This is a genomic window from Loktanella sp. PT4BL (genome assembly GCF_003201935.1).
Classification (GTDB): Bacteria; Pseudomonadota; Alphaproteobacteria; order Rhodobacterales; family Rhodobacteraceae; genus Yoonia.
In genome coordinates, this window is sequence record NZ_QJJL01000007.1 from 20,513 (window position 1) to 44,404 (window position 23,892).

General features: G+C 51.6%; 25 protein-coding genes and 1 pseudogene. 15 read left to right on the forward strand and 11 right to left on the reverse strand.

Translation table 11 applies throughout. The annotated features are described in order from the left end of the window. Positions 1-700: 700 nt before the first annotated feature. The 3 genes from tnpA to tnpC all read left to right on the forward strand — a co-directional run bounded on the left by tnpA (position 701) and on the right by tnpC (position 3,125). A complete protein-coding gene (tnpA, locus tag C7964_RS16520; protein ID WP_110280768.1) occupies positions 701-1,081 on the forward strand; it encodes an IS66-like element accessory protein TnpA in 381 nt (126 codons plus the stop codon). After that, on the forward strand, positions 1,078-1,425 hold the full coding sequence (gene tnpB, locus C7964_RS16525) for an IS66 family insertion sequence element accessory protein TnpB (protein WP_110280769.1): 348 nt from the start codon (positions 1,078-1,080) through the stop codon (positions 1,423-1,425). Before tnpA ends, tnpB begins: the two co-directional genes overlap by 4 nt. Before the next feature lie 62 nt (positions 1,426-1,487). Next, positions 1,488-3,125, forward strand: a complete 1,638-nt coding sequence (gene tnpC, locus C7964_RS16530) for an IS66 family transposase (RefSeq protein ID WP_110280770.1) — start codon at positions 1,488-1,490, stop codon at positions 3,123-3,125. Positions 3,126-3,246: 121 nt separating this feature from the next. Here tnpC and C7964_RS16535 read toward each other — a convergent pair whose 3' ends face one another. The 7 genes from C7964_RS16535 to C7964_RS16560 form a co-directional block, all read right to left on the reverse strand. Continuing rightward, positions 3,247-3,726 (reverse strand): transcription termination/antitermination NusG family protein, encoded by a 480-nt coding sequence (locus tag C7964_RS16535; protein ID WP_181417220.1) that lies wholly within the window; start codon positions 3,724-3,726, stop codon positions 3,247-3,249. Positions 3,727-4,256: 530 nt separating this feature from the next. Then, positions 4,257-4,397: a transposase gene (locus C7964_RS20350; protein ID WP_220000186.1), complete on the reverse strand. Its 141-nt coding sequence runs from the start codon at positions 4,395-4,397 to the stop codon at positions 4,257-4,259. Then, a complete protein-coding gene (locus tag C7964_RS20150) occupies positions 4,381-4,794 on the reverse strand; it encodes a transposase (RefSeq protein ID WP_220000187.1) in 414 nt (137 codons plus the stop codon). Before C7964_RS20150 ends, C7964_RS20350 begins: the two co-directional genes overlap by 17 nt. A 139-nt stretch (positions 4,795-4,933) precedes the next feature. Then, complete coding sequence (locus C7964_RS16545; protein ID WP_110280772.1) at positions 4,934-5,401, reverse strand: hypothetical protein; 468 nt, start codon at positions 5,399-5,401, stop codon at positions 4,934-4,936. A gap of 70 nt (positions 5,402-5,471) precedes the next feature. Continuing rightward, entirely contained in the window at positions 5,472-5,843 is a 372-nt protein-coding gene (locus C7964_RS16550) for a helix-turn-helix domain-containing protein (RefSeq protein WP_110280773.1), read from the reverse strand. A gap of 411 nt (positions 5,844-6,254) precedes the next feature. Beyond that, positions 6,255-6,893, reverse strand: coding sequence for an outer membrane protein (locus C7964_RS16555; RefSeq protein WP_181417221.1), 639 nt, complete (start codon positions 6,891-6,893; stop codon positions 6,255-6,257). 200 nt (positions 6,894-7,093) lie between these two features. Continuing rightward, a complete protein-coding gene (locus tag C7964_RS16560) occupies positions 7,094-7,381 on the reverse strand; it encodes a hypothetical protein (protein WP_181417222.1) in 288 nt (95 codons plus the stop codon). A 286-nt stretch (positions 7,382-7,667) separates the two neighbouring features. Here C7964_RS16560 and C7964_RS20155 point away from each other — a divergent pair, with 286 nt between their 5' ends. From C7964_RS20155 to C7964_RS16570, 3 genes and pseudogenes are all read left to right on the forward strand, one after another. Continuing rightward, the gene (locus tag C7964_RS20155) at positions 7,668-7,823 is read left to right on the forward strand and encodes a hypothetical protein (RefSeq protein ID WP_220000193.1); all 156 of its coding nucleotides are present in this window, start codon (positions 7,668-7,670) and stop codon (positions 7,821-7,823) included. Next, complete coding sequence (locus C7964_RS20355) at positions 7,763-7,915, forward strand: phage integrase N-terminal SAM-like domain-containing protein (protein WP_220000188.1); 153 nt, start codon at positions 7,763-7,765, stop codon at positions 7,913-7,915. Before C7964_RS20155 ends, C7964_RS20355 begins: the two co-directional genes overlap by 61 nt. Before the next feature lie 38 nt (positions 7,916-7,953). Continuing rightward, a pseudogene (locus tag C7964_RS16570) lies at positions 7,954-8,679 on the forward strand (IS91 family transposase); the annotation flags it as partial. A 278-nt stretch (positions 8,680-8,957) separates the two neighbouring features. On the opposite strand, the gene C7964_RS16575 reads toward C7964_RS16570, so the two are convergent. Then, positions 8,958-9,866, reverse strand: a complete 909-nt coding sequence (locus C7964_RS16575) for an IS3 family transposase (RefSeq protein ID WP_110280776.1) — start codon at positions 9,864-9,866, stop codon at positions 8,958-8,960. Positions 9,867-10,125: 259 nt separating this feature from the next. Between C7964_RS16575 and C7964_RS20405 the strand changes: the two genes are divergently transcribed. From C7964_RS20405 to C7964_RS19780, 6 genes are all read left to right on the forward strand, one after another. Continuing rightward, complete coding sequence (locus tag C7964_RS20405; protein WP_502693575.1) at positions 10,126-10,278, forward strand: transposase; 153 nt, start codon at positions 10,126-10,128, stop codon at positions 10,276-10,278. Positions 10,279-10,411: 133 nt separating this feature from the next. Next, on the forward strand, positions 10,412-10,696 hold the full coding sequence (locus tag C7964_RS16580; protein ID WP_110280777.1) for an HU family DNA-binding protein: 285 nt from the start codon (positions 10,412-10,414) through the stop codon (positions 10,694-10,696). Between the two features lie 116 nt (positions 10,697-10,812). Beyond that, a complete protein-coding gene (locus C7964_RS16585) occupies positions 10,813-11,400 on the forward strand; it encodes a hypothetical protein (protein ID WP_220000189.1) in 588 nt (195 codons plus the stop codon). A gap of 197 nt (positions 11,401-11,597) precedes the next feature. Next, a protein-coding gene (locus C7964_RS16590) for an IS3 family transposase (RefSeq protein WP_502693574.1) occupies positions 11,598-12,748 on the forward strand; the annotation gives its coding sequence in 2 pieces (ribosomal slippage) (positions 11,598-11,850 and positions 11,850-12,748; 1,152 coding nt in all). 154 nt (positions 12,749-12,902) lie between these two features. Then, a complete protein-coding gene (locus tag C7964_RS20035) occupies positions 12,903-13,049 on the forward strand; it encodes a hypothetical protein (protein WP_181417223.1) in 147 nt (48 codons plus the stop codon). Between the two features lie 874 nt (positions 13,050-13,923). Further along, a complete protein-coding gene (locus tag C7964_RS19780; RefSeq protein WP_146214883.1) occupies positions 13,924-14,139 on the forward strand; it encodes a hypothetical protein in 216 nt (71 codons plus the stop codon). On the opposite strand, the gene C7964_RS16605 is transcribed toward C7964_RS19780, so the two are convergent. Further along, positions 14,108-14,890, reverse strand: a complete 783-nt coding sequence (locus C7964_RS16605) for an IS630 family transposase (protein ID WP_286164015.1) — start codon at positions 14,888-14,890, stop codon at positions 14,108-14,110. The genes C7964_RS19780 and C7964_RS16605 overlap by 32 nt on opposite strands. 984 nt (positions 14,891-15,874) lie before the next feature. Here C7964_RS16605 and C7964_RS16610 point away from each other — a divergent pair. Continuing rightward, complete coding sequence (locus C7964_RS16610; RefSeq protein WP_110280779.1) at positions 15,875-18,001, forward strand: calcium-binding protein; 2,127 nt, start codon at positions 15,875-15,877, stop codon at positions 17,999-18,001. Between the two features lie 89 nt (positions 18,002-18,090). On the opposite strand, the gene C7964_RS16615 is transcribed toward C7964_RS16610, so the two are convergent. After that, complete coding sequence (locus tag C7964_RS16615) at positions 18,091-18,813, reverse strand: hypothetical protein (RefSeq protein WP_146214884.1); 723 nt, start codon at positions 18,811-18,813, stop codon at positions 18,091-18,093. Positions 18,814-19,772: 959 nt separating this feature from the next. Beyond that, the gene (locus C7964_RS16620; RefSeq protein WP_181417224.1) at positions 19,773-20,414 is read right to left on the reverse strand and encodes a response regulator; all 642 of its coding nucleotides are present in this window, start codon (positions 20,412-20,414) and stop codon (positions 19,773-19,775) included. A gap of 187 nt (positions 20,415-20,601) precedes the next feature. Here C7964_RS16620 and C7964_RS16625 point away from each other — a divergent pair, with 187 nt between their 5' ends. After that, entirely contained in the window at positions 20,602-21,165 is a 564-nt protein-coding gene (locus C7964_RS16625; RefSeq protein ID WP_146214885.1) for a putative pterin-binding protein, read from the forward strand. A 5-nt stretch (positions 21,166-21,170) separates the two neighbouring features. Continuing rightward, positions 21,171-23,807: a PAS domain S-box protein gene (locus tag C7964_RS16630; protein WP_110280783.1), complete on the forward strand. Its 2,637-nt coding sequence runs from the start codon at positions 21,171-21,173 to the stop codon at positions 23,805-23,807. Positions 23,808-23,892: the final 85 nt, after the last annotated feature.

Below are 23,892 nucleotides of genomic sequence, written 5' to 3' on the forward strand. Positions count from 1 at the left end.
ATCGTGTTCAGCACGTAGTCAAAGCGCGGTGCATCGCCCATGATCATTTCCCGTATGCCAGTGTAATCCTGGCGGAGGGCTGTCTTGAGCGTCTCGTTTGGAAGTAAGCGCAGTTGTCGCGTAGCCCTTAATTGTGAGATGGGAAATCCAACGAAATCAACGGCTGTGCTTTGCGCTTAAATATGAGATTTTGCCTTTGATTGGGGTATCCTTGCCCATAAATCTGAGACGGTGGGCCAGCAGAATAGATCTAATAAACCATTGAATGTCATTCGGTTAGATTAGTCGTCTCATATTTATAGGTAAGATTTCGGGGGCAAAATGGTCTTCAAAGCGTCCTGTCTCATCGTTAAGGGCAACGCGACAGCAAGGCTCGCCGCGTAATTGGCGATCAAAAGAGCCCCTCACTGGTGAACTGGAAACTTTGCGACGGAATCTGACCAACACCAACAATCCGACGAGCTAACCCTGAAGTTCCTACTGGTCTTCGCGGAATATCAGAGGGGGTTTCCACGCGAAGTAAAAGCGGTCAACACTTAGCCGATTCATCAAGTGTGCACAGGATCCGCTGCGGTCGATCAATCGTATATTCTTTACGACAGTAACCACGCCATTGGCACCGTCTGCCTGAGGCTGGGATGATGATCTAAGAGACGTCGCTAAGGACGTCATTAACGACGTCTCTTAGACGGGGTCTGGGATGCGCGGTGAAATTCTTGGGTTGGAGCGGCGGCGCTTCTGGCGTGACGAGGACAAGCTTGAGATTGTCATGTCGGTCGGGATCAACGGGGCTACGGTGACACAGGTGGCGCAGCACCATGAGGTAACGCGGCAGCAGATTTATGCGTGGCGGCATGAGTTGAAGAAGAAGGGCCTTTGGTCACCTGATGCCGGTGCGATCTTTTTTCCTTTGGACATGCCAGTTGCGGCCGGAGTGCCGGTGGCGCAGGTGCCGGTCGCTGAGGCACCGCCGCCGGTTGCGGTTGAATTGCGTCTGCGTGGCGGGCGCAGTTTGCATTTTGAAAGCACGATCGATCCGGCTACGCTGTCGGGGCTGATCCGCGCGGTGGATGGGGCATGATCGGCCCCGGCACCGGCGTGCGCGTGTATCTGGCCTGCGGGGTGACGGATATGCGCAAGGGGATCGCGGGTCTGGCGGCGCTGGCCCAGGACGTCTTGCGGCAGAAGCCCGCCAGTGGTGCGGTCTTTGCGTTTCGGGGGCGTCGCGGTGATCGGCTGAAGTTGCTTTATTGGGATGGGCAGGGATTTTGCCTCTATTACAAGGTGCTTGAGCGAGGGCGTTTCCCTTGGCCGAATGCTCAGGATGGGGCAATGCGTCTGACCTCGGCGCAGCTTGCGATGCTGTGGGAAGGGGTCGACTGGCGGCGTCCGGATTGGGGTGCTCCGCCTGCGCGGGTGGGGTGATTTTGTCACCTAATTTGCTTTGTTTCTATGGTGCTTTGGCCGAATTTTTGGTAGTCAGGCGCATGTCGAAACCTGCTGAAAACCTGCCTGATGATCCCGCTGAATTGCTGGCGATGATCGCCGCTTTGCAGGCCGAGAACGCGCGGATTGCGGCAGAAAATGCCAAGATATCGGCCACCCTGCGCGTCCATGACCAGCTGGTGCAGGCGCTGCGTCTGCGGATCGCCAAGCTCCAGAAACTAGCCTTCAGCAAATCCTCAGAAAAGATCGAATGCGAGATCGAGCAGCTAGAACTGGCGCTGGAAGACCTGCTGGTGGCGGTGGCCGAAGACGATGAAGCGCTCATCGACGAAGGGCAGGATGAGCCGCCACAAGACGCTGCCGATGCGCCCGCTTTGCGCCGGCGCCCGCGTGTCTCGGATACGACCCCGCGCGAACGCCGCGAACTGGACCCCGGCACTTGCTGCCCGGACTGTGGCGACGATCTGCGTGTCGTGGGTGAGGATGTCAGCGAACTGCTCGATATGATCGCCGCGCAGATGAAGGTCATTCAGATCGCCCGGATCAAGAAATCCTGCCGCCGCTGCGAAAAAATGGTGCAGGAACCAGCCCCAAGCCGTCCGATCCCGGGCAGCATGGCAGGCCCGAACCTGCTGGCGCATGTGCTGGTCTCGAAGTTCGACGATCATTTGCCTCTGTATCGCCAGCACAAGATCTTCGCCTGCATGGGGGCGGATATTCCCGAAAGCACGCTGGTCGGCTGGTGCGGACGAGCCATGAAGACGTTGCAGCCGCTGATCGAACGGATCGAGGCGGACATCATGGCCAGCGACCTGTTGCACGCTGACGATACGCCTATCCGGGTGCTGGATCATTCATTGCGCGACAGGGGGCTGGGAAAAGGCGTCAGACAAGGCCGGATCTGGGCCTATGTGCGCGACCAGCGGCCATGGGCCGGGGCATCGCCGCCAGGTGCTGTCTATCGCTTTGCGCCAGACTGGAAAGAAGAGCACGTTCTTGGCCACCTGGCCGATGCGCGCGGCATCCTTCAAGCGGATGGTTACAAATGCTATGCCAAGCTCTACGTGCCAGAGCCCGGTGAGAAACCGCGTTTGCGCGAGGCGGCCTGCTGGGCCCACCTGCGGCGTGACTTCCATGACTTCTGGTCCTCGACCAATTCCGAGATCGCCCGTGAGGCACTCGACCGGATTGGCAAGTTCTACGACATCGAGCGCGACATCAACAGTCAGCCCGCTGACGTCCGCTATGCGGCGCGGCAAAAGCTCAGCCGGCCCAAGGTCGAGGCTTTCTTTGCCTGGTCCGAACAGCAGCTTCTGCGTATCTCGGGCAAAAGCGATCTGGCCAAGGCATTCCGCTATGGCCTCGCCCGGCAGGAGGCCTTCAGCCTGTTTCTGTCTGACGGACGCGTGGCCATCGACAACAACCCGGCCGAACGCGCCCTGCGCCCGATTGGTATAGGACGGAAAAACTGGCTCTTCGCAGGAGCCGACACCGGTGCGGAAACCTTGGCGCGCGCGATGACTGTCATTGAAACGGCCAAGCTGAACGGTCTCGACCCGCTGGCCTATCTTGCCGACATCCTCGACCGCATCCACGATCACAAGATCAACCGACAGGATGAATTGCTGCCCTGGAACTGGACGCCGCTGACATCCGTGACGAACATTCAAGCCGCGTGAGCTGCGGTAGCAATGGCGTGGTTACTTACGACACGACACTGGTTCATTTGGGTCCGCGAAACGTAGAGGGCCTGTCGATCTGTTGGTTCGTTTCATTTGACCGGGGCAATTGCCGGATGGTCTAGACCAAGTGCAGGTGGTTGCCTGACGCAACGATGTGGTAAGGTGCCGTTATTCTGTTCTTGAGGAGACAGACTCGGCGGTCAGGTGCGGTGCTTTCGACCTCTGCCATGAAATTTGCAAAGGGTATTCTTGTGGTCGTAACTTGATCAACAGGTCTCTGTGGTTTGACGGGCCGCATCAGGCCTTTCCTGTCGCATCGCTGCATCAGCTCGGTGACAAGCAGAGTTGGCACAACAGCAGGTGATTTACCGATTTTCACAATGTGTGCGATGCCAAAGATGGATTGGATTTGGACCCAGAAGTCCTGAGACATATCAAGCGCCACAAAAAGGTGGTCTGGAAAAAGAGGGCGCGTGGACGCCAACGTCGCACCGTAGTACTGGTCTGGCTCTTCCTCGACCGGCAGAAAGGTCTCGAAGTTTTTTATCTGCAGATTTCTCTGGGAAATCTGAACGCTGTTTGACTTGGCCTGTGCCAAAAACCATCGAGATTGTCTCATTTGTGATGAACCTCTAACTACTATACTACCGCACACCTTGTGTGCGGCCTTTTCCGCCTATGCGCCAATATGCATGGGGGTTGCATTGCGTATCTTTGGATGAGCGCGCAGTATAGATGAGACGGTAGTTGCTAAGTGGTCCGCAGACTCATGACGCTCAGCGGCCTCACGCTCCAAGAATACATCTGCAAGAATTGGACATCTGAGCCAAATAGGTTCATCTTAAATTTGATCCACCAGATGCTGGGACTAACCACTTTGTGGCTTGCTCATGGTATCTAGGCAGCCGACTGATAAAACTCGATCCACAGTCTGACCGATGCCAGTTTGATCATCGATAGGAAGTTGCGAAACGTCTTTTCGTATCCGGCTGCAATACGACGGAGCGAGGTTTTCAGCCTGCCAAAGAACCACTCGAATTTGTTACGTTCTCGGTAGATTTCAGCATCGAATTCTGCGGGCAGTTTACAGTTGACCTTGGGAGAGATGACGTCGATAGCGCCCTGTTCCTAGATCATGTCCCTGGTCCAGTCTGCGTCATATGCTTTGTCCGCGAGCACGTGTTGATCGGGCTGCAGGTTGTCGAGCAGTGACGTGCATGGCGGCGCGTCATGGGCTTGACCGGGTGTCAATTCATATTGGATCGGCAATCCATCCTGATTGGTAAGTACAGGTGGTTTCGTCCCTAGTCCGCCCCGTGAACAACCTAAACAGCGGCGCGGGTCTTTTTTTAAGTGTCGTGGCGGAATGATGCGCGCGCACGATGGTCCCGTCGACCATCACCATGTCAACGTCATGCCCGCTGGCGATCGTGTCCATGATCTGGTCCCAGTGGCGCGGGTGGCTACACCGGTTGAAACGGTTGTAGACCGTGGTCGGTGGGCTGTATTGCTCACGTAGATCAGCCCAAGGGATGCCGATGCGCAGGACGTTGAAAATACCGTTGATCACGCGGGTTTCATCAACCCGCTTCTTGCACCTTGTCGTGTTGGGCAAGACCGCCTTGATGAATTCCCATTCAAGATCGCTCACGTCTAATCGCACCATTTGTATCCTCCCGCCCGATGTTCGCCCGAGAGTGAATCACAAACCTATACAATCAAACACGAATTAAGGGGTGTGCTGCCTAGTTGATAATTGCTGGGAAAAGTCTTGGCAAAAACCACAAGTGACGGCAAGTGCCGATTTACGGCGTATCTTTGACAAGCTTGAGATTGTATGTCTTGCACTTAGGACAAAGATAGTGGCCATCGGTGATTTGATGTTGGACACGATTGGGCACCTGTACGGTGTAATATCCCAGAAAACTCTGGCTAAGCTTCTGTCTTATCGAAAGCTTTTTTCCGGTGAACGTCGGCCAAGTGATCTTTATTGACCGCGACCCGTCTTTCTTTGCTCCAAACCATGCATACACTGTTTGTTGCCCGTCCCCTGCAGAAATTGACGGGTCGTCGATGTGCCGAAAGTTTGCGATTTTGCAGTGAACGCACTTTGGCGCATCCGCTGCGTAGTTCACGGGTGTTATTTCATCGCACTGATCGCAATAAGCTGGGAAGAGCTCGCCCTCTGACCAACCGTCAGTTTGCGTGGTGCCAGCTTGCCATTTCATATGGTGCGCACAGTGACGGCATTCACTCAGAACGATTTCAACCATTTTTTGTCTTGCTTCTGGCTAAAATACTGATCATGGGCAGTTTCAAGGCGACAGTGATAACAAGCTTTTGTCAGTCATTTTCGCTAAGTGTTCGGACTAACTCTAACAGTCGGCGCCGTTGATTTTCCGGTGCAGCAAAGTAGGCGCTTAAAACGTCCAGCGCTTCTTGGCTATTGAAAATATCGACTGGCAAATGAGCTGTCGTTGGATCCGTCGTGCGCTCATCTTCCAGTCCGTCAAAGAAGAATGACACAGGGGCACTTAAGACCTTTGCGATGCTCCAGAGGCGTGAAGCGCTGACACGGTTCTTGCCAGTCTCGTACTTTTGCATCTGCTGAAACTTGACGCCAACCTGGTTGGACAGTTCTTGCTGGGTTGTCTTCAGCAGTAGGCGGCGCTGGCGAATGCGCTTTCCGACGTGGATATCAACAGGATGGAACATTGTTTTCCTTACTTCCGCAGCGATTGATTGCTTTGCCAAGATTCCTGACTTTCAAACAGAACGTGGCTTCTGGCACTGTGAAACTCTAAATCGGCTGTTTTTTGTGGCTGACTTTGTTGTTTAACGCTTCTCTCGCAAACTTTGGGGCGATTTCCAACACGCCACACTGAAAGCATTCGCGCAATATATCTTTGGATTTTAGGTTGTTTGCTGAATGCCACGCGCAATCCAGCGATAGTGGCAGTGAACGGGTGCTTATGCCTCAGTACTCCAAGCGCCCTCGAAACCTTAAGCGTTCTGCCTTTAACCTGAGACTTCCATGAAAGGTTGAACGCGCGCAACGATGGGACGGAACACTGCGTTTTTCAAAAATGTGTGGTTCAGGTTTTCGCGAAACGCTTTAAATTCTGACTAGAAACTGTAGCCAAGTCTCAACTGCAAAGTACCGAACTCAGGCTCGACGCCATTATCGTTCTCGTTGAAAGCAGTCGACATGTCCCGCTGGATGTACTTGACGCCTGCGAGCCAATGGTTTGCCAGCGCAAAATCAATACCCACGCCGTAGTTCATGCCGGTGCCAGACGGATTTGTCAGCTCGTTGTCATTCTCCCAATTGCCCCTGGAGTATCCGACAAAGGCATAGGGCAAGGCATGCTCAACTGACCAGCCGCCGCGCAGCTGTAGGTCGAGCATGCTGGTAAATTCCGGGGCGAAAAAGTTGCTATTCGCTACATAGTTTGCCGACTGAGCGGCCAGTTCGAAACCGTAAACAAGGGAATCCCTCTGAACGTTGTAACCGGCGAATAGGCCGGCACCGTTACCTGACATATCGTAATAGTCGCCCGAAACGCCCCGATAGAAATATGTCGTGAAGCCATTCACTAACCGACCTGCCGTCACACCAGCATAGAAACCAGACCAGTCCAGCGCTATAGGCACGGGATCGATCGTGCTGACATTTTGCTCAACTTGTAACTGGGTTGGCCCCTCTGCAAATGCATGCGCGGGACTAAACACGGCGATCATAACCGCAAGATATACAGATTTCATGTTGGTTGACCAATCACTAGACATTCATGTCAACGGCAGAGTAAAGGTAAGACAAAGGCCAGCGCAAAATGTTCCCAGTTTGGATTTAGTTTAATCAGTGTATAGGCGTGGTTTGAGAGAGTGTCCATCGGCTGCTATCGGCTCCATGTCCAAAAGCGTTCTTCGCATCACTGTGATGAGCGTTTCGCTGTTTGCATCCTTCAGATTTTCGACAGTGGAATCCGGTCGCAGAACTCGGGCGAGTCTGCCCTTATATCTTTGCTGACGGTCTTTTTCGCCTCTGCCACAGGGTTGGGCTCGAGGTTATCTTGCAAGCGCGTAGTGGCTGTCAACAGCGCCACGATCTGTTCGGGCACAGGCATGTAACCATGCTCGCGCTGTTTCAGCACTTCGCGAACACGCAGGCCATGGGTCAGATTGCTCCGAGTTTTTGCCTCAAGCTGCGTGCCAAAACGGGTGAAGTTGGCGTTTGGGATCCCGGGTTTCAAGATGGGATCTAACGACACTCTGTAATCAGAGGTGGAGTGGCTCATGATGCTCTTTGCCGAGTGTATTTGAGAGCGCTACTAGGAGGAGGTGTCGTCGAATTGGTCATCTTTTGATATTAACTTTGCGGGAAACACCCAGTATTTTGATGCGGCGCATCTTGGGTCTGTTGGCGTTCAGGATTGAACGAAACCGCTAACGCGGGATGTCCGCCGCTATTGGCAGGAATAGGCCTCCTGATGAGAAGGTTTGGTTGCTAAGACCAACCATTGAACAGGAGACCATCCCATGGCCACTGCCACATCAGCGGTCAGCCCGCTGCGCCGCCGTATGATCGACGACATGACGCTTCGCAACCTGTCGCCTGTCGCTCAACGATCATATTGCATGCCGTTGCCAAATTCAGCCGGTATTTTGACCGGTCACCAGATCAGCTTGGTTTAGAAGATGTTCGGGCTTTTCAGGTCTATCTGGTAGCGCAAGGCATTTCCTGGCCAGCGCTCAATCAGACCGTCTGCGCCTTGCGCTCTTTCTAGGGTGTCACCCTGAACCGTGCGGAGATCCCCGAGCGGATCAGACCCTGAGTTATCATCCCCATCTCCATTGCATCGTTCCGTGCGGTGGCCCGTCATCCGATGGCACGCGCTGGATAGCCTGCCGCCCAAACTTCTTTCTGCCAGTCCGAGTGCTATCACACCGGTTGCATCGGCTGTTTCTGCAGTCGCTGCGCGTCGCCTTTGACGCTGGACAGCTACAGTTCTTCGGCGATACCGCTGAAGTCGCCGACCCACAGGCCTTCACCCGGCTTCTGACGTCAACCAGTCATCGAGACTGGGTGGTCTATGCCAAACCACCCTTTGGCGGGCCGGAACAGGTGCTGGCCTATCGGAGCCGATATACCCATCGTGTCGCCATCGCCAATTCACGTCTGGTCAGCATTGCAGATGGCAAGCTGACGTTCCGCTGGCGCGACTATCGCCATGGTCGTCGGCCCAGGACGATGACCCTTGATCCTGGAGAGTTCATCCGCCGCTTTCTTCTGCATACCGTGCCCGACGGATTTCACCGCATCCGCCATTTCGGCTCCTTCGCCAACGGGCAGCGTGCTGCCCGCCTCACAGCATGCAGAGCATTGCTGGCCGATCAGATGCAGACGATCAGGAGCTCCGCCAAACCCGCAATGAAGGCGGCCCCTGCCGCGCGGCAATGCCCATGTTGCGGCCTATCTATGGTCAAGATCACCGTATGGTACCACGGTCAGGGGCCGCCCGAATGGGCCTTTTGGAGCGACAGCTCATGATCGACCACAACAGACAACGGATATCCATCCAACCGTCTGCTTCCATGCAGGCCGTAGCGACACACTACGGCCCAAAGCCTTGGTTGCCCCGGTTCTGGCCGTTGCGCAACACTACTTGCCAGCAAACCACACCGGTTTCGCAACCGCTGAAGACCAGCTATTGGCCAAATTGTCATCCGCGCGCCGCCATTCATCGGTCTGCCCGCGGTCGCAAATACCACCTCAGAGCTGAGCCAGAAACACAATCCCCATAGCGCAAAACTAACTCGCGGGTTCGTTCAATCCGGCTTCAATAAGGTCGCGGACAGCCGATCCGTCCATGCGAACGATGTGAAGTGGCTGCCCTGATCCGTATTCATGATTTGAGGCAAACCAAATTTGTGGATAGCCTCGTTCAGGACGTCGACGCGAAACTCCGCTTCCAGCGTGTTTGATATGCGCCACGCCAACACCTTGCGGGTTTGCCAGTCCATGATGGAAACCAAATACAGAAAGCCTTGTCGCATCGGTAGATAGGTGATGTCGGTGCACCAGACTTGGTTGGGCCGGTCCACGCGCAGCCAACGCAGAAGATAGGGGTAGATCTGATGGCCTTTCGCAGCCTTGCTCGTGCTGGGTTTCTGATAGATCGGTATGAGGCCCATCAGTCGCATCAAGCGCCTGATCCGCTTTTCCTTCACCAGATGATCTGCATTGCGCAAATGCCGTGTCATCTGACGCACTCCGTAAAACGGGGTCTCTAGGAACTGCTTGTCGATCAGCCGCATCAGATCGAGGTTCATCTCCGTCTCGCCCTTGGGATCATAGTAAAACGAAGACCGCGAGATTGAAAGAAACGCACACTGCTTGCTGACTGACAGATCTGATTGGTTCGGCTTAATCATACTGCGCCTCACTTGCCGGTCCAACGTTTGAGCTTTCTGGCCAAAAAAATCGTTGGCGACGGCCAGCTCCTCAATCTTGGCGTAGAGATCTTTGACCTGCTTTTCATCGACTTCCGGTGCTTTCCGGCTGCCCCGCTCGAAGACGCCTGATGCGCCTTCAAGAAATGCCTGCTTCCAGTGATGGATCATCGTCGGATGAACCCCGAACCGGCTGGCAAGCTCGCTCACCGTCTCTTCACCCTTCAGCGCCTCTAACGCCACCTTGGCATTAAACTCTGGGTGATGTTGCTTCCGTTTCGACATATCTGATCTCCTTCGTGTTGAAGATCAGCAGATGACAAATCGCAGCTTACGTTAGTGTCCAAATTTCGGAGGGTAGCTCAGACTGATGTCCGGGCAGGTGCATCAAATGCGTGTGGTGCCGGATTTGATCTAAGGTTTCTGCGTCGACCGCCTACTCGCCGACCGCGCCTTCGATGCCAACTTGCTACGATTTGCTCTGGATCAGCAGGAGACAATCCCTGTCAGCCCTCTGAAATTGAACCGCAGTTTCCACGCGAGTTTGGACAAAGAAACCTGCAAACGGCGGCACCTCATCGAGAATTACTTTGGCAAACTCAAGGAAAACAGGAGTATCGGAATGCGGTCATGTAAAACAGATCAGAGCTTCGCCGACGTCATCTGGCTCGCAGCAACCATGATTCAACTTCGATAACCGTCAACAGTCCCTAGTCAATCTGAAACTGGCTATCCAATGCTCCACCTCACGGCAAAAGATAGGTTGATCCGTTGAACAGATAACGAGCCCACTAAGGGCAAACGTCTGGTAGATGAACCAAGGGTCCGAAATGATCAGAAGCCAACTGATAGCGAGGATTGCGGCAGAAAATCCGCATCTGTACCGCAGTGATATTGAAAAGGTCGTAGCGGCGATATTCGACACGATCAGTGCGCATCTTGCAGCGGGTGGTCGAGTAGAACTGCGTGGGTTTGGGATCTTTAGCGTCCGGCGTCGTTCGGTAGGCAGGCGGCGCAATCCTCGTACAGGAGAGATTATGACTCTCGATGCAAAATCTGCACCGTTCTTCCGTACAGGCAAGGACCTGCACAAACGGTTGAATCCTGATGGTTAGCAGCGTGAACGCCGAACGTTCATACAAGGTGCAGGATTTTTATCCTTTGCTACTCCAACATTTTCGGCTGGAATTCCTTCCCGGTCCCGAAAACCACTGAGGAGAACCGCGCTAATTTGATAGCGGCTGCCGAAGGCATCCTTCTGGCCCGCGAGGTGCATTTCCCCGCCACCATCGCGAACCTCTGGGACCCCGAAAAAATGCTCGCCAAGTTACGCATCGCGCATGACTATAACGACGAGGTGCTGGCAGAGATTTACGTCAACCGCCGCATTGCACTGAACGGCTGGAATGAGGTCGCGCAGACCAATATCGAGGATGGGTTCAAGAACGTGGACTATCTGAACCCCGAAGAGCGCGACGACTGGGCAGAGGTTCAGCACTACATCTACGCCAGCACTTATGCGATTGGTGCGCTGGAGAAGTTACCTCTGGCCAACCGGCTGCTGCGTCAGACGCATGAAATCCTGATGACTGGCCTCCGCGGGAAGCATGAGCGACCGGGACATTTCCGAGAAAGCCAAAACTGGATCGGCGTCAGCCTTAAGAATGTGGCGTTCATACCGCCGCACTATGGCCATGTGCCAGACGTGATGAGCGATGTGGAAGCTTTCCTGCATGCGAACGACCTGTGTGTGTCCGCAGCTCTGGACTGTAATCGGGCACTTTCAGTTCGAAACAATCCACCCATTTCTGGAAGCTAATGGAGGGCTGAGACGGCTGATGATCTCTTTCTATCTCGCTTCCGAAGGTTTACTGGTAAAGCCTGCGCTGTATCTATCCGTCTAGTTTGAGCGCAACAAAACGGCCTATCTGGATCTGAGCTACCCCCCGAAATTCGGACACTGACGTAAGCTGCGATTTGTAGATCTGCTGATCTTCAACATGAAGGAGATCGGACATGTCGAAACGGAAGCAAGATCACCCAGAGTTTAAGGCCAAGGTCGCGTTAGAGGCGCTGAAGGGTGAAGAGACGGTGAGCGAGTTGGCCAGTCGGTTTGGGGTTCATCCAACGATGATCCATCAATGGAAGCGTGCCTTGCTTGAAGGCGCGTCAGGCGTATTTGAGCGTGGCAGCCGGAAGGCACCGGAAGTTGATGACGAGCAGGTCAAAGACCTCCATGCCAAGATCGGGGAGTTGGCCGTCGCCAACGATTTTTTGGCAAGAAAGCTCAAACCCTGGACCGGCAAGTGAAGGGCAAGATGATTGAGCCGAACCTTCCAGATCTGTCTGTCGGCAAGCAATGCGCGTTGCTGTCGATCTCGCGGTCGTCATTTTACTATGAACCGAAGGGCGAGAGCGAAATGAATCGTGATCTGATGCGCCTGATAGACAAGCAGTTCCTGGAGACCCCGTTTTACGGTGTGCGTCAGATATGGCATCTGCGCAATGATGACCACGTGGTCAATGAGAAGCGGATCAGACGCTTGATGCGACTGATGGGCCTTATGCCGATCTATCAGAAGCCCAACACGAGTAGAGCCGCCAAGGGTCACAAGATTTACCCCTATCTGCTGCGTGGGTTGCGGGTAGATCGGCCGAACCAAGTCTGGTGTGCCGACATCACGTATCTGCCCATGCGGAGGGGCTTTTTGTATCTGGTCGCGATTATGGACTGGCACACACGCAAGGTGCTGGCTTGGCGCATCTCGAACACGCTGGAGGCGGGCTTCTGCGCTGATGCTCTGAATGAGGCAATCCACAAGTTTGGCGCACCAGACATAATGAACACTGATCAAGTGGCGCAGTTTACATCGTTTGCTTGGACCGACAGACTGCGGCGCTCAAACGTGCGTATCTCAATGGATGGCAAGGGCCGGTTCCTTGACAACATCTTCGTTGAACGGCTGTGGCGATCCTTGAAATACGAATGTGTTTACCTGCATGCTTGGGAGACCGGATCAGAGGCGAAATCAGGCATCAGGAAGTGGATCGACTTCTACAACCAAAAACGCCCGCACTCCGCCCTTGGCGGCAAACCACCTGCTGTGATCTACTGGCAGCGAAACGAAACAACACAACCCGATCAGCAGGTGCAAAGATTAGCTTAATTTACGCCAGATCCTGTCCAACAAATGGGGAGTAGCTCAGGAGTATTCGCATACTCAAAGAGAGGATCGAGCAGGATGTTCTTCTGCGCTTCAGTTCGCGCCGTTAAGAGAACGCCCTCGCGGTTATGTATGGCCAGTTGTCGACGTGCACTAAGTGGCTTCGATTATTGGGGCGACGACGAACACGGCCAATACCTTGATGTCTGCCATGGCTGCATACGGCATTCTGGCCAAGATCACGGGCGAACGCCAGAACCGGCTGATTGTGTTCAGCGAATGTATCGAACTTTTCAGGAAGTAATAGTCTGTGCGTTCCAAAACCCATTTCATCAGTCTCGGTGAACTATGTCCAAACCAGCGCTTCCACGACTCTAACGAGCTTGGCATGCGCGCCATGCAAGAGAGCGCCTACGAAAGGTGCGGTGAGCAATATTTACTGATCAAGTCGCCACCCGCGTCCGGCATATGGTAATATCACGCGCGTTGATGTTCGTCGCGCTCGACAAGCTCGACACTCAAGGTGTGAAGCAGGCGATCGTGGTGGTCCTGGAGACATTCCTTGGGTCGAGCTTCAATGACGAACTGCTGACTAAGCATGGTTTCCGGACAATGTGGACGGTCGCGCCGAAGTGGAACCCATGCAATTCGCCCGGAACAAAAGCGCGACAGCTTTATGCTCCTTGCTTGGGGCCGCAGGTTGAGGGTGCAAGCTAAAATTATCCGGTATATGCATTTGCCCTTGCGCCTCTTTGCGCGCGGCTGTCGGCAGTTCTGTCGTCATTGGCGCGCCAATTACCTGCACGACATGGCGAAGAATGAGCCAGTCAGGTGCAATGGAGAAGTTGAGGGGCAGCTTATGTTATCCTTCGTCGATTTTTTACACATTAGAAGTATATGTATATCGTAAGATAGCAGCGTTAATATTTTCGATGTGTTGCTTTGTTTGGTGTAAGGAAAGAAGTTTAACTTACCTATGTTTAAGTTTTGCAGGTTTAGACTAACTAGTACGAAAACGCCCCCACTCACGGCCCCCCTTGTGTAAAATCGAGGGGGGTTTTTTCGTTATAGCGAAGTGGCAAGACATCAGCCGAGAGTTGCTGAAATACTTGGATGAACTGCCTTTCAATCAAACCGCAGCTATTGCTGCGAGCATAGGTGGGGAGAGGAGCATTCTAATGGGTATTGCAGTATTGGGGATTGATCTGGGCAAGACCGTTTGTAGCCCTTCTGGATTGGACGCAACGGATGTGATCGTGTACCGAAAGCGCCTTGGACGGCGCCGGTTGCTGGACTTTCTGGAAGGTTTGGTTCCGTGTGACCTGCTGCCCTTAGAGTCCTCGTTTATGATTTATACCGCACTCACCCTAAAACCCGAAATTTTTCGTGTGTGACGACCCTGAAGTTGTCTGACAATTGGCTGCGGAAGGTTTTCCAGTCTTTGGGCAGGGTTTCTCGAAAGAACTGCAGGATCGCATTCGCGAACTGCTTTTGCGTTTTGTAGTGGCGATTGTGGGTCACAGATTGGTGCATGACGGCCCATAATCTTTCGATGGGGTTCAGGTGCGGGCAATATGGCGGCAGTTGGATTAGGTGAATGCGGCAGTTCGGCCGTGCAAGGAATTTTCGAACGTCTGGCCCTTTGTGGTAAGCGGCGTTGTCCCAAATCATATAGATGAGGCGTTTGTCGGGATTGCGCGCCTCAATCTTGGCAAGAAGCTGTGCGGCGCTGATCCCGTCTACGGTGCTCGGCTCAACAAAGGGTGCATCGAAGGTTTCAAGGTTGAGCGCGCCATGGATGTTCACGCGCCCACGCCCTGCGGTGGTTGTCACGGCGGGGTTTGAGCCTGCCTTGATCCAGCCAAACGCAGGCTTTGTCTGGTATTCGGGATGCACGGCATCGGCGAAGTATACGGCTTCATCTGCGCCCAATCCGTTCCGCAATTGCTCGTACATATCGATGAATGCGGCCTGCTTTTCGGCAGAGGCAACGCGTGGAAGACCTTTCGGCTTTCGATACTTGAACCCCAGTCGGGCCAGGAGCTTGATGCAGCCGGAATGGGAGTAGTGTAGGCTAAACGCCTGAGAAATATGGCTCCTGATCTCAACCGTCGAGCGGCAAAGCGATCTTTCAGCCAGTCGCATAAGGCCGCCTCATGATCCGCTGTCATACGGGACTAGCCGCCCTTCCAGCTGTCGACGGACAGCGCGTCCCAGCCGCTCTCGCTATAGGCTTTATACCAGCCATGGATTGTATCGTCGTCCAGATAGAGAAACTAGGCTATGGCCTGGCAAGACTTGCCATCATCAAGCAGCAAGATCGCATTTGCACGACGCGCAATACCATGATCTTCGCGCTGACTGCGCACGCACGACACAAGTTCACGTCGCTCTGCAGGAGAAAAAAAACCGGGGCGGATCATGCTCTTACTTGAATCGGTCGCAACCGCCACGTCAACCCGTCAAAATTCGGGTGTCCGATGAATCCGTGTATAGCTCTGTTTATGTTTGCGTCTTTTCTAGCCCGGTTGGCATATTTCGCCGATGTCAGGCGAGCGATGCTAAAGGAACGATCCAAGTCTAAAAATTCGGATGATGTGGAACTATCTGGGGTCAGTACTGTCCAATCCTTACCAAATCTTGCGGGTTTTCAAAACAGTGTCAGACTTAGACCAGCAAATGGATTTATTAGTGCGCATCATTCGTTTCGAATGCGCGACGTTTCTATCTTTTGCACGTTCAACATCAGGCGGTTGTAACTGTTAGATAGCCGCCGAGCGGTAGGCTTGGTTCTTTGCAGCCCCTTGAAGTTAGCCAACATTTTAGACTGCAATTTGCGAAGTTAGTGAGCAATATGCCATTGTAGATATTAAAAAATCATTTTTAGGTTGTAGCTTCTGCAAACAACACAACCCAAAAAGGCCTGAAGAATTAGGAATAAAACATCCCACTTACATGCAATCCCAATCAGAACCCCAAAGAATACCTGGCTAGCTGCTTGTTGATTGACTGACCCACACTCGACCGTACCAAAAATTGAGCTAGAAGGTATAAGAAATGACAGGTAGGAGATCTGATCCCATCGTTGTCACGAGCATTGAAGTACCAGTTCACCACATGACATCCGATATGTTTGGCGCCATTGGCGTCAACAATTATGGCTACCACTTTTTTGAAGAACACACTGATCTCTTGGGGCTCACGAATGTGCGCTTCCCCGGCGGAGCGGTTTCAGAGCATGGCTACGTTGTTGATGGCAGGATCCGTCTTGGCGGTGGCGAAATTTCTTTGGAGACACTGGAGGGCGACAGGTCGAATTTTGCATTTGACCTTACCCATCCCGAGCTGATTAGCCCCCTCGCGCTTGAATACGATGAGAACAATCATCTGAACCGCGATGATGTAGGGACCTTGAGCCAGGCAATGGCACTAGCGGTCGAGCGTGATGTAACCTTGGGGATCATTATACCGGTTGAACGCTATTTCTCCGGTGCTGACTTCACAGACCGAGACGTTCGTGCGCGCGCCATCGAAGTTGCCAAGTCCGATGTGACAGTATTCCTTGATCGCCTTAAGGCGGGTGCCTTTAACGAGGGCGTTTATCCGGAAACCATCACTTTTGACATCGGAAATGAAGCCTATGCAAACCCAATCGAGTATGCTGTCATTGCAAAGGCAATGATCGAGGAAATCGCGCAATCACTCGCCGACAGTGACATCAACTTCGAATTAGCTTTCCAGATGGGACGTGGCAGCTATGAGTTTGTTAACCTAGTCGAAGCAGGTTACTTCACGCCCTTCTTTGATGGGTCGGGAGATCCCATCGAGAGGCTTGATGATCTTGGTTTCATCCCGCAAACCGACATGCCTTACGTTGATCGGCAAACTGCAATCGACGAAATGATGATAAGTATCCTCGGAGATACGATAGTTCATATTGATGTTGTGAGGCATCACATCCTCTCTTTCAATTCTCATACCTATACGAATGCTGAGTCGGCACTGCATCAGCGCGATCTGATCTTTGATCATTGGGTCGCTGAATTCGCAACACACGGGATCAGTCGAGAGGAAATCGATTATTACATTTCTGCGTGGTCGACCAATAGCTCTGATGGCGGTTCGATGCCATACGAGCTTTCTGCAGCAGCCAATACTGTTGAACTCTTCGCATATTTCATGGCGGCCGGTGTTGATCGGGCTGCAGTGTGGGGAGTCGTGGGATCGTTTCGATATAGAGATGATATGGCGACAACAACTGTGACTGACCGCCTCTCTGATTATTTGTCTCCGCAGGCTGCGATCATACAGCTCATGAGCGAAAACGTAATGGAGAGTACGTTCTTGGGGTCATCTGGAACGATCACAAGCGAATACAGCTCGTATACATACGAAAGCGACACAAACTACACGATCTTCTTTGTCGCGGGAGATATTGCTGGTGATGGGTTGTCAGTCGACGTCAATCTTGGTCTGTTCAGCGATTTGCAGTTCGTTTCCGTCGTCAACCTTGATGTTGAGTCAGGGGAACAGAGCGGTGCTTCACGTTTCAGCCACAATGATGCGTCCGTGATTGACGGAATGATGACGATAACGTTCGATCAATCTCATGAAATCATCATGCTGACACTTGATAAAGATGAAAGCCTTGTGTTCCAGACCGTTGAAGCGATTGAAGCCATCACTGGCGAGCCGATCGCCAGCTCGGCAACATTGTATACTGTCGTTGGCGGCGAAGACGATGAAACGTTGTCTGGCGGTAGCGACACCGACCTCATCTATGGAGGGAGCGGTAACGATCGTCTTGACGGTGGTGGTGGTCGATTAACGTTCTTGGGTGGCGATGCCACTTTTGATGATCAAATTGCTAAACTGGGAAATGATAACGGTGACTTCATCTTCGGAGGCGATGGCGACGACATCATCAACGGATATGCGGGCAACGATCTGCTTTCAGGGGATGCCGGAAATGATGATTTATGGGGCGGCAGCGGATTTGATACATTCGTGTTCACAAGCGGGAATGATATGATCCATGATTTTGCGTCAGGGGTAGACACCCTTGCCATCTCTGAAACTCTTCTGGGTGGGTTGCCCCTTGAAATCTGGCTTCAGAGTGCCGCTACAACCACTGACGACGGTGTCTTTCTGGCCTGTCCAACCGGCGATTCATTGATGTTGCACGGGATTGATGACCTGGAGGATTTGCTGCTGGATATCTTGGTCTTCGATGAGGCGGATGTCTTTCAGTTTTGATATGCTTGCATGATAGATGCACTGTATCATTGACGCATGTTGCTACTGACGTGGGGCAAAACTCCCGCGACAGTGAAATGGTTCAGCCATTAGGGCAGGTCTTTTTCAGAGATAAAAATGCCTGCAAGATCCTTGGATGCTCCCTCGTTTACGACGACGCTTCCATTCACGTCACCACCAATTGCGGCCGCTCCCACGCCAAGGAAGTCGCCGGAAAAAGTCAGCTGGATATCAATTGTGTTTTCGTTTGTATCAGTAAGGCTGCCTTCCCCATCAAACCTGAACGTGGCATCCAGGTTCTGATCGGCGCCGGTCAACGTTCCGCCAGACAACGTCAGTGTTCCATCCAGTCGAGCACTTTCCTCGTCGATTAAGTCATAGGCGGATCCGGTAACCATTTCGGTTGAACTGTCGAAGCTCACATGGATCTCCATCGCGCCCACAAGTCTAGAGGTTTTGTCGTCAGAGGTTGAGCCATATTGCGTAGAAAGATAACCGCGATAGGTGGAGTTACCACCTGACGCCAACTCCTCAAGGGGCGTAAAACCGGCTGCAGGGTAAGTTGCCAGCAAAGTGCCAATGGCAGCATCCATGTCGTCTAGTTTGCTGACGATGTCTTGTCCGCCTCCTGATCCGCCACAGGCCGCCAACGCGCAGGCAACAAAAAGCCAAGAGCTGATTGCATTGAGCCGAGATGCATGCATTGACCGGCAGTTCGTCAATCTTGAAGACCAAAGCAAGGCGAAATCCTTCGTTTCTCGAGAGAGGTGGTCCTTGATCTTCGACCAGCATATAACATCGTTAAACCCCACCAGAGTTTCATTTAGGCAGCAGCTCTGATAAGTTCTATCTTTCGCTCAATGTTCATGTCGCAGGTCTATTTAATATGCGTCGAACAGGCCCATTTAACTTTAGCATATATGAAATCTTCTTATTTTCTAGAAGCTCTGAACCCGTGTCAAAGGCATATAGGTTGATTCACTTGTTTTCAGCGATCTCCAAAGCCGCTTGAATAGCCAATTCTCAGGCCATGCGCCTTGCTGATGTTAGTCGGCGCATTGACTAATACATCCTCAAGCTGGGTGGCTTTCTTGCCACACTCCTTTGAGAGATTGACCTATGTTGTGATGCTATAACAATCTGTCCGCTTAGTCATTGGGCTGCGCTTTGCGATCTGCGCCCACTCAGCCACCATTCAGTCAAGAAAATCATCTATAGCGGTGCCGGACTGGATGACGCAATCCCATCGACACGCGAATGTTTTAGGGCTCAGCAGCAAAGATCACACAATTTGCGTGTCCGCGTGCAAAGCCATGAGCCAAATCGCGTATGCTAGCCTCTTGCGTCAACGTTTCGTTAGAACCTCCCGCTTTTCGCGGCTTGGTGACAGCCAGTTTACAAATTTGCATCTTCAGTATTGTTTTCGGTGCTCGCCTACGCCGCTTTGGTTAAGGGTCGCGCCCCATCCCATGGGCGATCATTGCGCATATAGGTCCGTAGTCGCGCTGTCTTTGTCGTCTCGCCAACTGTTAAAAACTGAACAGTTCCGTCTTCTCCTCCATGCATACAGCCCCAGTTCGGCACATCACGCTCTAGCAGCGTATCGATCGGGGCCAAAGCATCCCCAGGACATTCGCTGATAGATTCGGCAAATGAACTTCTCGCAACTCGTTTGGATCACCTTCTAGTGGCGCAGGATAATCCCCCGCATCTCAGTGTTATTAGCGTCTCTCTTCACGATATGATCCGCAAGAGGTCCCAACAGTTCTTTTCAGGAGATTTGTTCCTGTAATGCAATAACAGCGGCCTGCGTTCTATTTTTTGCACCAAGCTTAATGCAGATGGCACGCATATGCATCTTGATCGTAACCTCAGTTGCATCCATCTCTCGGGCAATTTCTTTATTTGACCAGCCGGCACGTACTTTTCGCAAAACCGCAAGTTCGCTATCGGAGAGATTGAAATACCGCGATTTCGCCGAGTCTGTGTTTGCAGTTGAGAATGTTGATGGAACAAACACCTCTCCTGACGCAATCAGTGTGATCGCGCTGAGTAAGGACTTGAATGGAAGTGACTTGGGAATGTAGCCCTTAGCGCCCGCCAACAGCGCTTCTTGAACATACTCATTCGACACAGTCCCTGAAAACACAACAATGGATGAACTTGGATTAGCTCTTACCAGGCTTTCGATACTGACAATGCCGTCCATGCCTGGCATTTGAGCATCCATTAGGATGACGTCAAAGCTGCCAGCCGCCTCTATTTTGGCCAGTGCGTCATGGTAAGAGTCCGCTAACGTAGCTTCAAAATTGTCTTGATTTGAAATGAATGTGTACATCATTTCACGCACCAGCTGATGGTCGTCCACAATCAACAGAGTTATCGGCTTGGCAGTCTTTGGATTATACAACATTTTAGCGCTCATCAGTTCGTTTGATAGACCAACCTATATTTGGTTTTTATGGCCAAAATAAGCCAGATAAGAGTATCTAAAAGTAATTTGCGCTATCGAACGATAGTATGGATATCCTTATGGGAGTGTGAGATGTATCCAACGATAACGTATCGCACCTGTTGGCGACAATAGAGGGAGAGGAAACATGAGCATGGAAAAAAATATGAAACCGGCGGGGCCTTCAATGAACCTCACTCGACGTAACTTTGTTGTTTCGGTACCATTGCTTCTAACAGGGGCAACGGCGGCTGTGTCGCAACAGGCTTCAGCCCGCCGACCTGCCGGAGACGTAATATTACAAATCGATGGCGACATATCTGTTCGAAACGTCCAAGACAAATTTGTTTTTGATCAGACAATGCTTGATGAATTGCCTCACGCAGAGTTCGCAACTACAACGATATGGACAGAAAAAATAGATGTTTTCTCAGGACCAACACTCAAAAGCTTAATTGATTTTGTTGGTGGCGGTTCAGGTGACGTGATCGCCAGCGCGCTGAATGAATATAGCATCACAGTCCCGCGTTCATTAATTGAGGACGTCGCCCCAATTGTTGCGAACAGGATAAATGGAAATAGATTTTCTGTACGTGAGAAGGGGCCGCTTTGGATCGTTTTTCCTTACGATAAGAGCGAGCAGTATCGCACCGAACTTATTTACGCAGTGAGTGTTTGGCAACTTGGAAAGCTGACTGTCGTCAGGACTTGAAGTAGATGTTTGAGCCGTCAGACCGAGAGAGCCAGCTTGAAGCGGTTACCATACGCGTTGCAATTGGACTTGCGTTCATTCTGACATTTATTGGCCTTATCTTGGTAGCGTATTATTATGGAGTTATAAGGGACTCAGCACAAAACGTGCGTAACGCTGACTCTGATAATGTGACTTGGACAGTCGTTCAAACTGAAGTGGATCTCCAAAACCTGCAGCTTGCTCTGTCTCGTGGCCTTCTGAGTATGCAAAAAGGGAAGAGTCCAGATATTTCAGAAATAAGGCGCGCGTTCGACATTTACTATAGCCGAACAAATGCAGTGCAATTTGTATATGGAGCTATGGCTGGGCAAGCGACTAATGCCCCGGGCCTTATTTTAGACCGGCTGAACAGAAGAAAGATTGAGTTAGCCGAAGTAATAGACGGCTGGGATGAGCCATCTATCGCCGACGTTAGAGATCTATTGGCCTTGGTGGATCAGTCGGACGATGATGTTCGCAGCTTCACGACTGAAATGCTGAAAATATTGGTCGCGGACACTTCAGATGCACGTCTTGATCAGCTGGGTGTGTTGTCGCGGTTTACAGTTCTTTTAGGCGTGATTGTTGTGTTGGTCTTCGGCATGTTGGCGGCATCACTATTACTATTGGCCCGACTACAAAAAAAAGAAATTATAACTTCCAGTATAGCTGATAATCTTCGTCGTATTGTTGAAACCTCAAGAGATGCAGTCATAATTGCAGACTCGAAAGGTTTAGTATTGCAATATAACCGATCGGCACATGAAATTTTTGGCTACACAGCACAAGAGGCCATTGGGGCTTCAATGGAAGACCTTTTCATCCCGGAAGCTCAAAAAGCCGCCCATCAAAAAGGCATGGCCAGATACTTGAGAACCGGACAAAAAAGCATTGTAGATCAGGGGCGGCAAATAATGATAGCCCGTAACAAGTCAGGCCGTGAGTTTCCAGTCGAAGTTACAGTTTCAGAAAGCACGGGCAGATCAGGCAAAACGATTTTCATCGGGATCTTGCGTGATATCTCAGCGCGAATAGCAAGGGATATCGAGCTTAGAGAGGCGCTTGAAGAGGCAAAAAAAGAGGCGGCTGTCAGAGAAAGGTTCCTGGCTGTCATGAGCCATGAAATGCGTACGCCTCTGCAGGGTGTGTTGGCTACATTTGATTTGCTCAATGACCAAGTACGTACTGCCGCGGAAAAATCACTTATCAAACTCGGAGAAAAATCAGGTACAAAAGCCCTTGAACAGATAAACAAGACATTGGAAATTGTACAGTTGAATGAGAGTGTGTTGTTTGAGAATGCAGATATTATTGATCCAGTCGCGTCTTTGCAGAACATGCTCGTACTGCTCCAGCCACTTTTGCAACAGAAAAGCAATACTATAGAACTTGAGTTCTCTACTGAGAGAGACCTAAAAATAATTGGCAATCAATACCTTTTTGATGCTTTGTTTGATAACCTTTTGTCGAATGCAAATAAATTCACAAAAGCTGGGCATATTTCTGTTCAACTTCAGACAACCATTATGTCGGATCAGAAAGTTGAGTTAGTAGTAAGGGTTGCAGATTCGGGAGCAGGCATCGTTGAGGAAGACCTGGCTTCGATATTTGATGATTTTAAGACGAGCCATGACACCTATACCCGTTCATTTGAGGGTACCGGTTTGGGATTAGGCATTGTCAAACGCTGCAGCAAAAGGATGGGTGGGGAGATCACCGTCGGAAGTCAACTTGGAGTCGGCAGTGTTTTCAGCTTCAGGTGTGTTTTCAAGATTGCGGACGGTCAGATCTTGGAGACTCAAGGCAAGAAAAGACCAAATGTGCATGTTGAAGAGACTTTTAATGCGCAGACAACGCCGCCATTGGTTCTCATCGTCGATGACAACGAGGTTAACTACACAATGATTGGCAAAATGTTGGAAAAGCTTGGTTGCCGTTTTGACTATGCAGAAGATGGATTGGCTGCAATTCAGAAGTGTATCTATCAGTCATATGACTTGATCTTAATGGATCTGAGCATGCCCAATTTGAACGGTATTGAGGCCACACCACTGATAAGGAAGATTGGCGAGCCTCAAAAAGCTATTGTGTGCATTTCCGCGCATAATTCACAAGAGGTTCGCAACTCAGTTTGCGAGGCAGGTATGGATGAGCTTTTACAAAAACCACTTAGGTTAGGTGATCTCGCAGGTATTCTCAAACGCACTATTGAATCTAAGCAAGAGGAGAAATTACATACTTTGAACGGCGCTCGGTCTGATTTGGATAATACTGAAGGCCCTATTTGCGATCTATTTGAGACGTTTAACACAGACGAAATGCTGGCATTTATCACAAGCTTTGACACGATGCTAAGAGGCGATATTACGCAAGTGAGGCTATTCCTCAAAATTGGCAATCACATGGGTGCTGCAGAGTTACTTCACAGATCTGCGGGAAGTGCTGGAATGATTGGTGCGAAGCAACTTTCTGCGCTTCTCGTGTTTCTCGAGGATCGTGCGAAAGCGGCATTATTGAGCTCAGAAGAGCCCCTGCTCGACACTTGTGTGGACTTATCATCAATTTTCATGGCTCAGGTGAACAGTACGCCTTCGCCAAAAGTTACTACCATGCCTTCATGATCAGATGAGTTTGGGGTTTATTTTGGTTTGGGTGGCCTGATGCCCACTTTTTGGAGAGACGGTCGACGTTGTTCTGGAAGGGGTT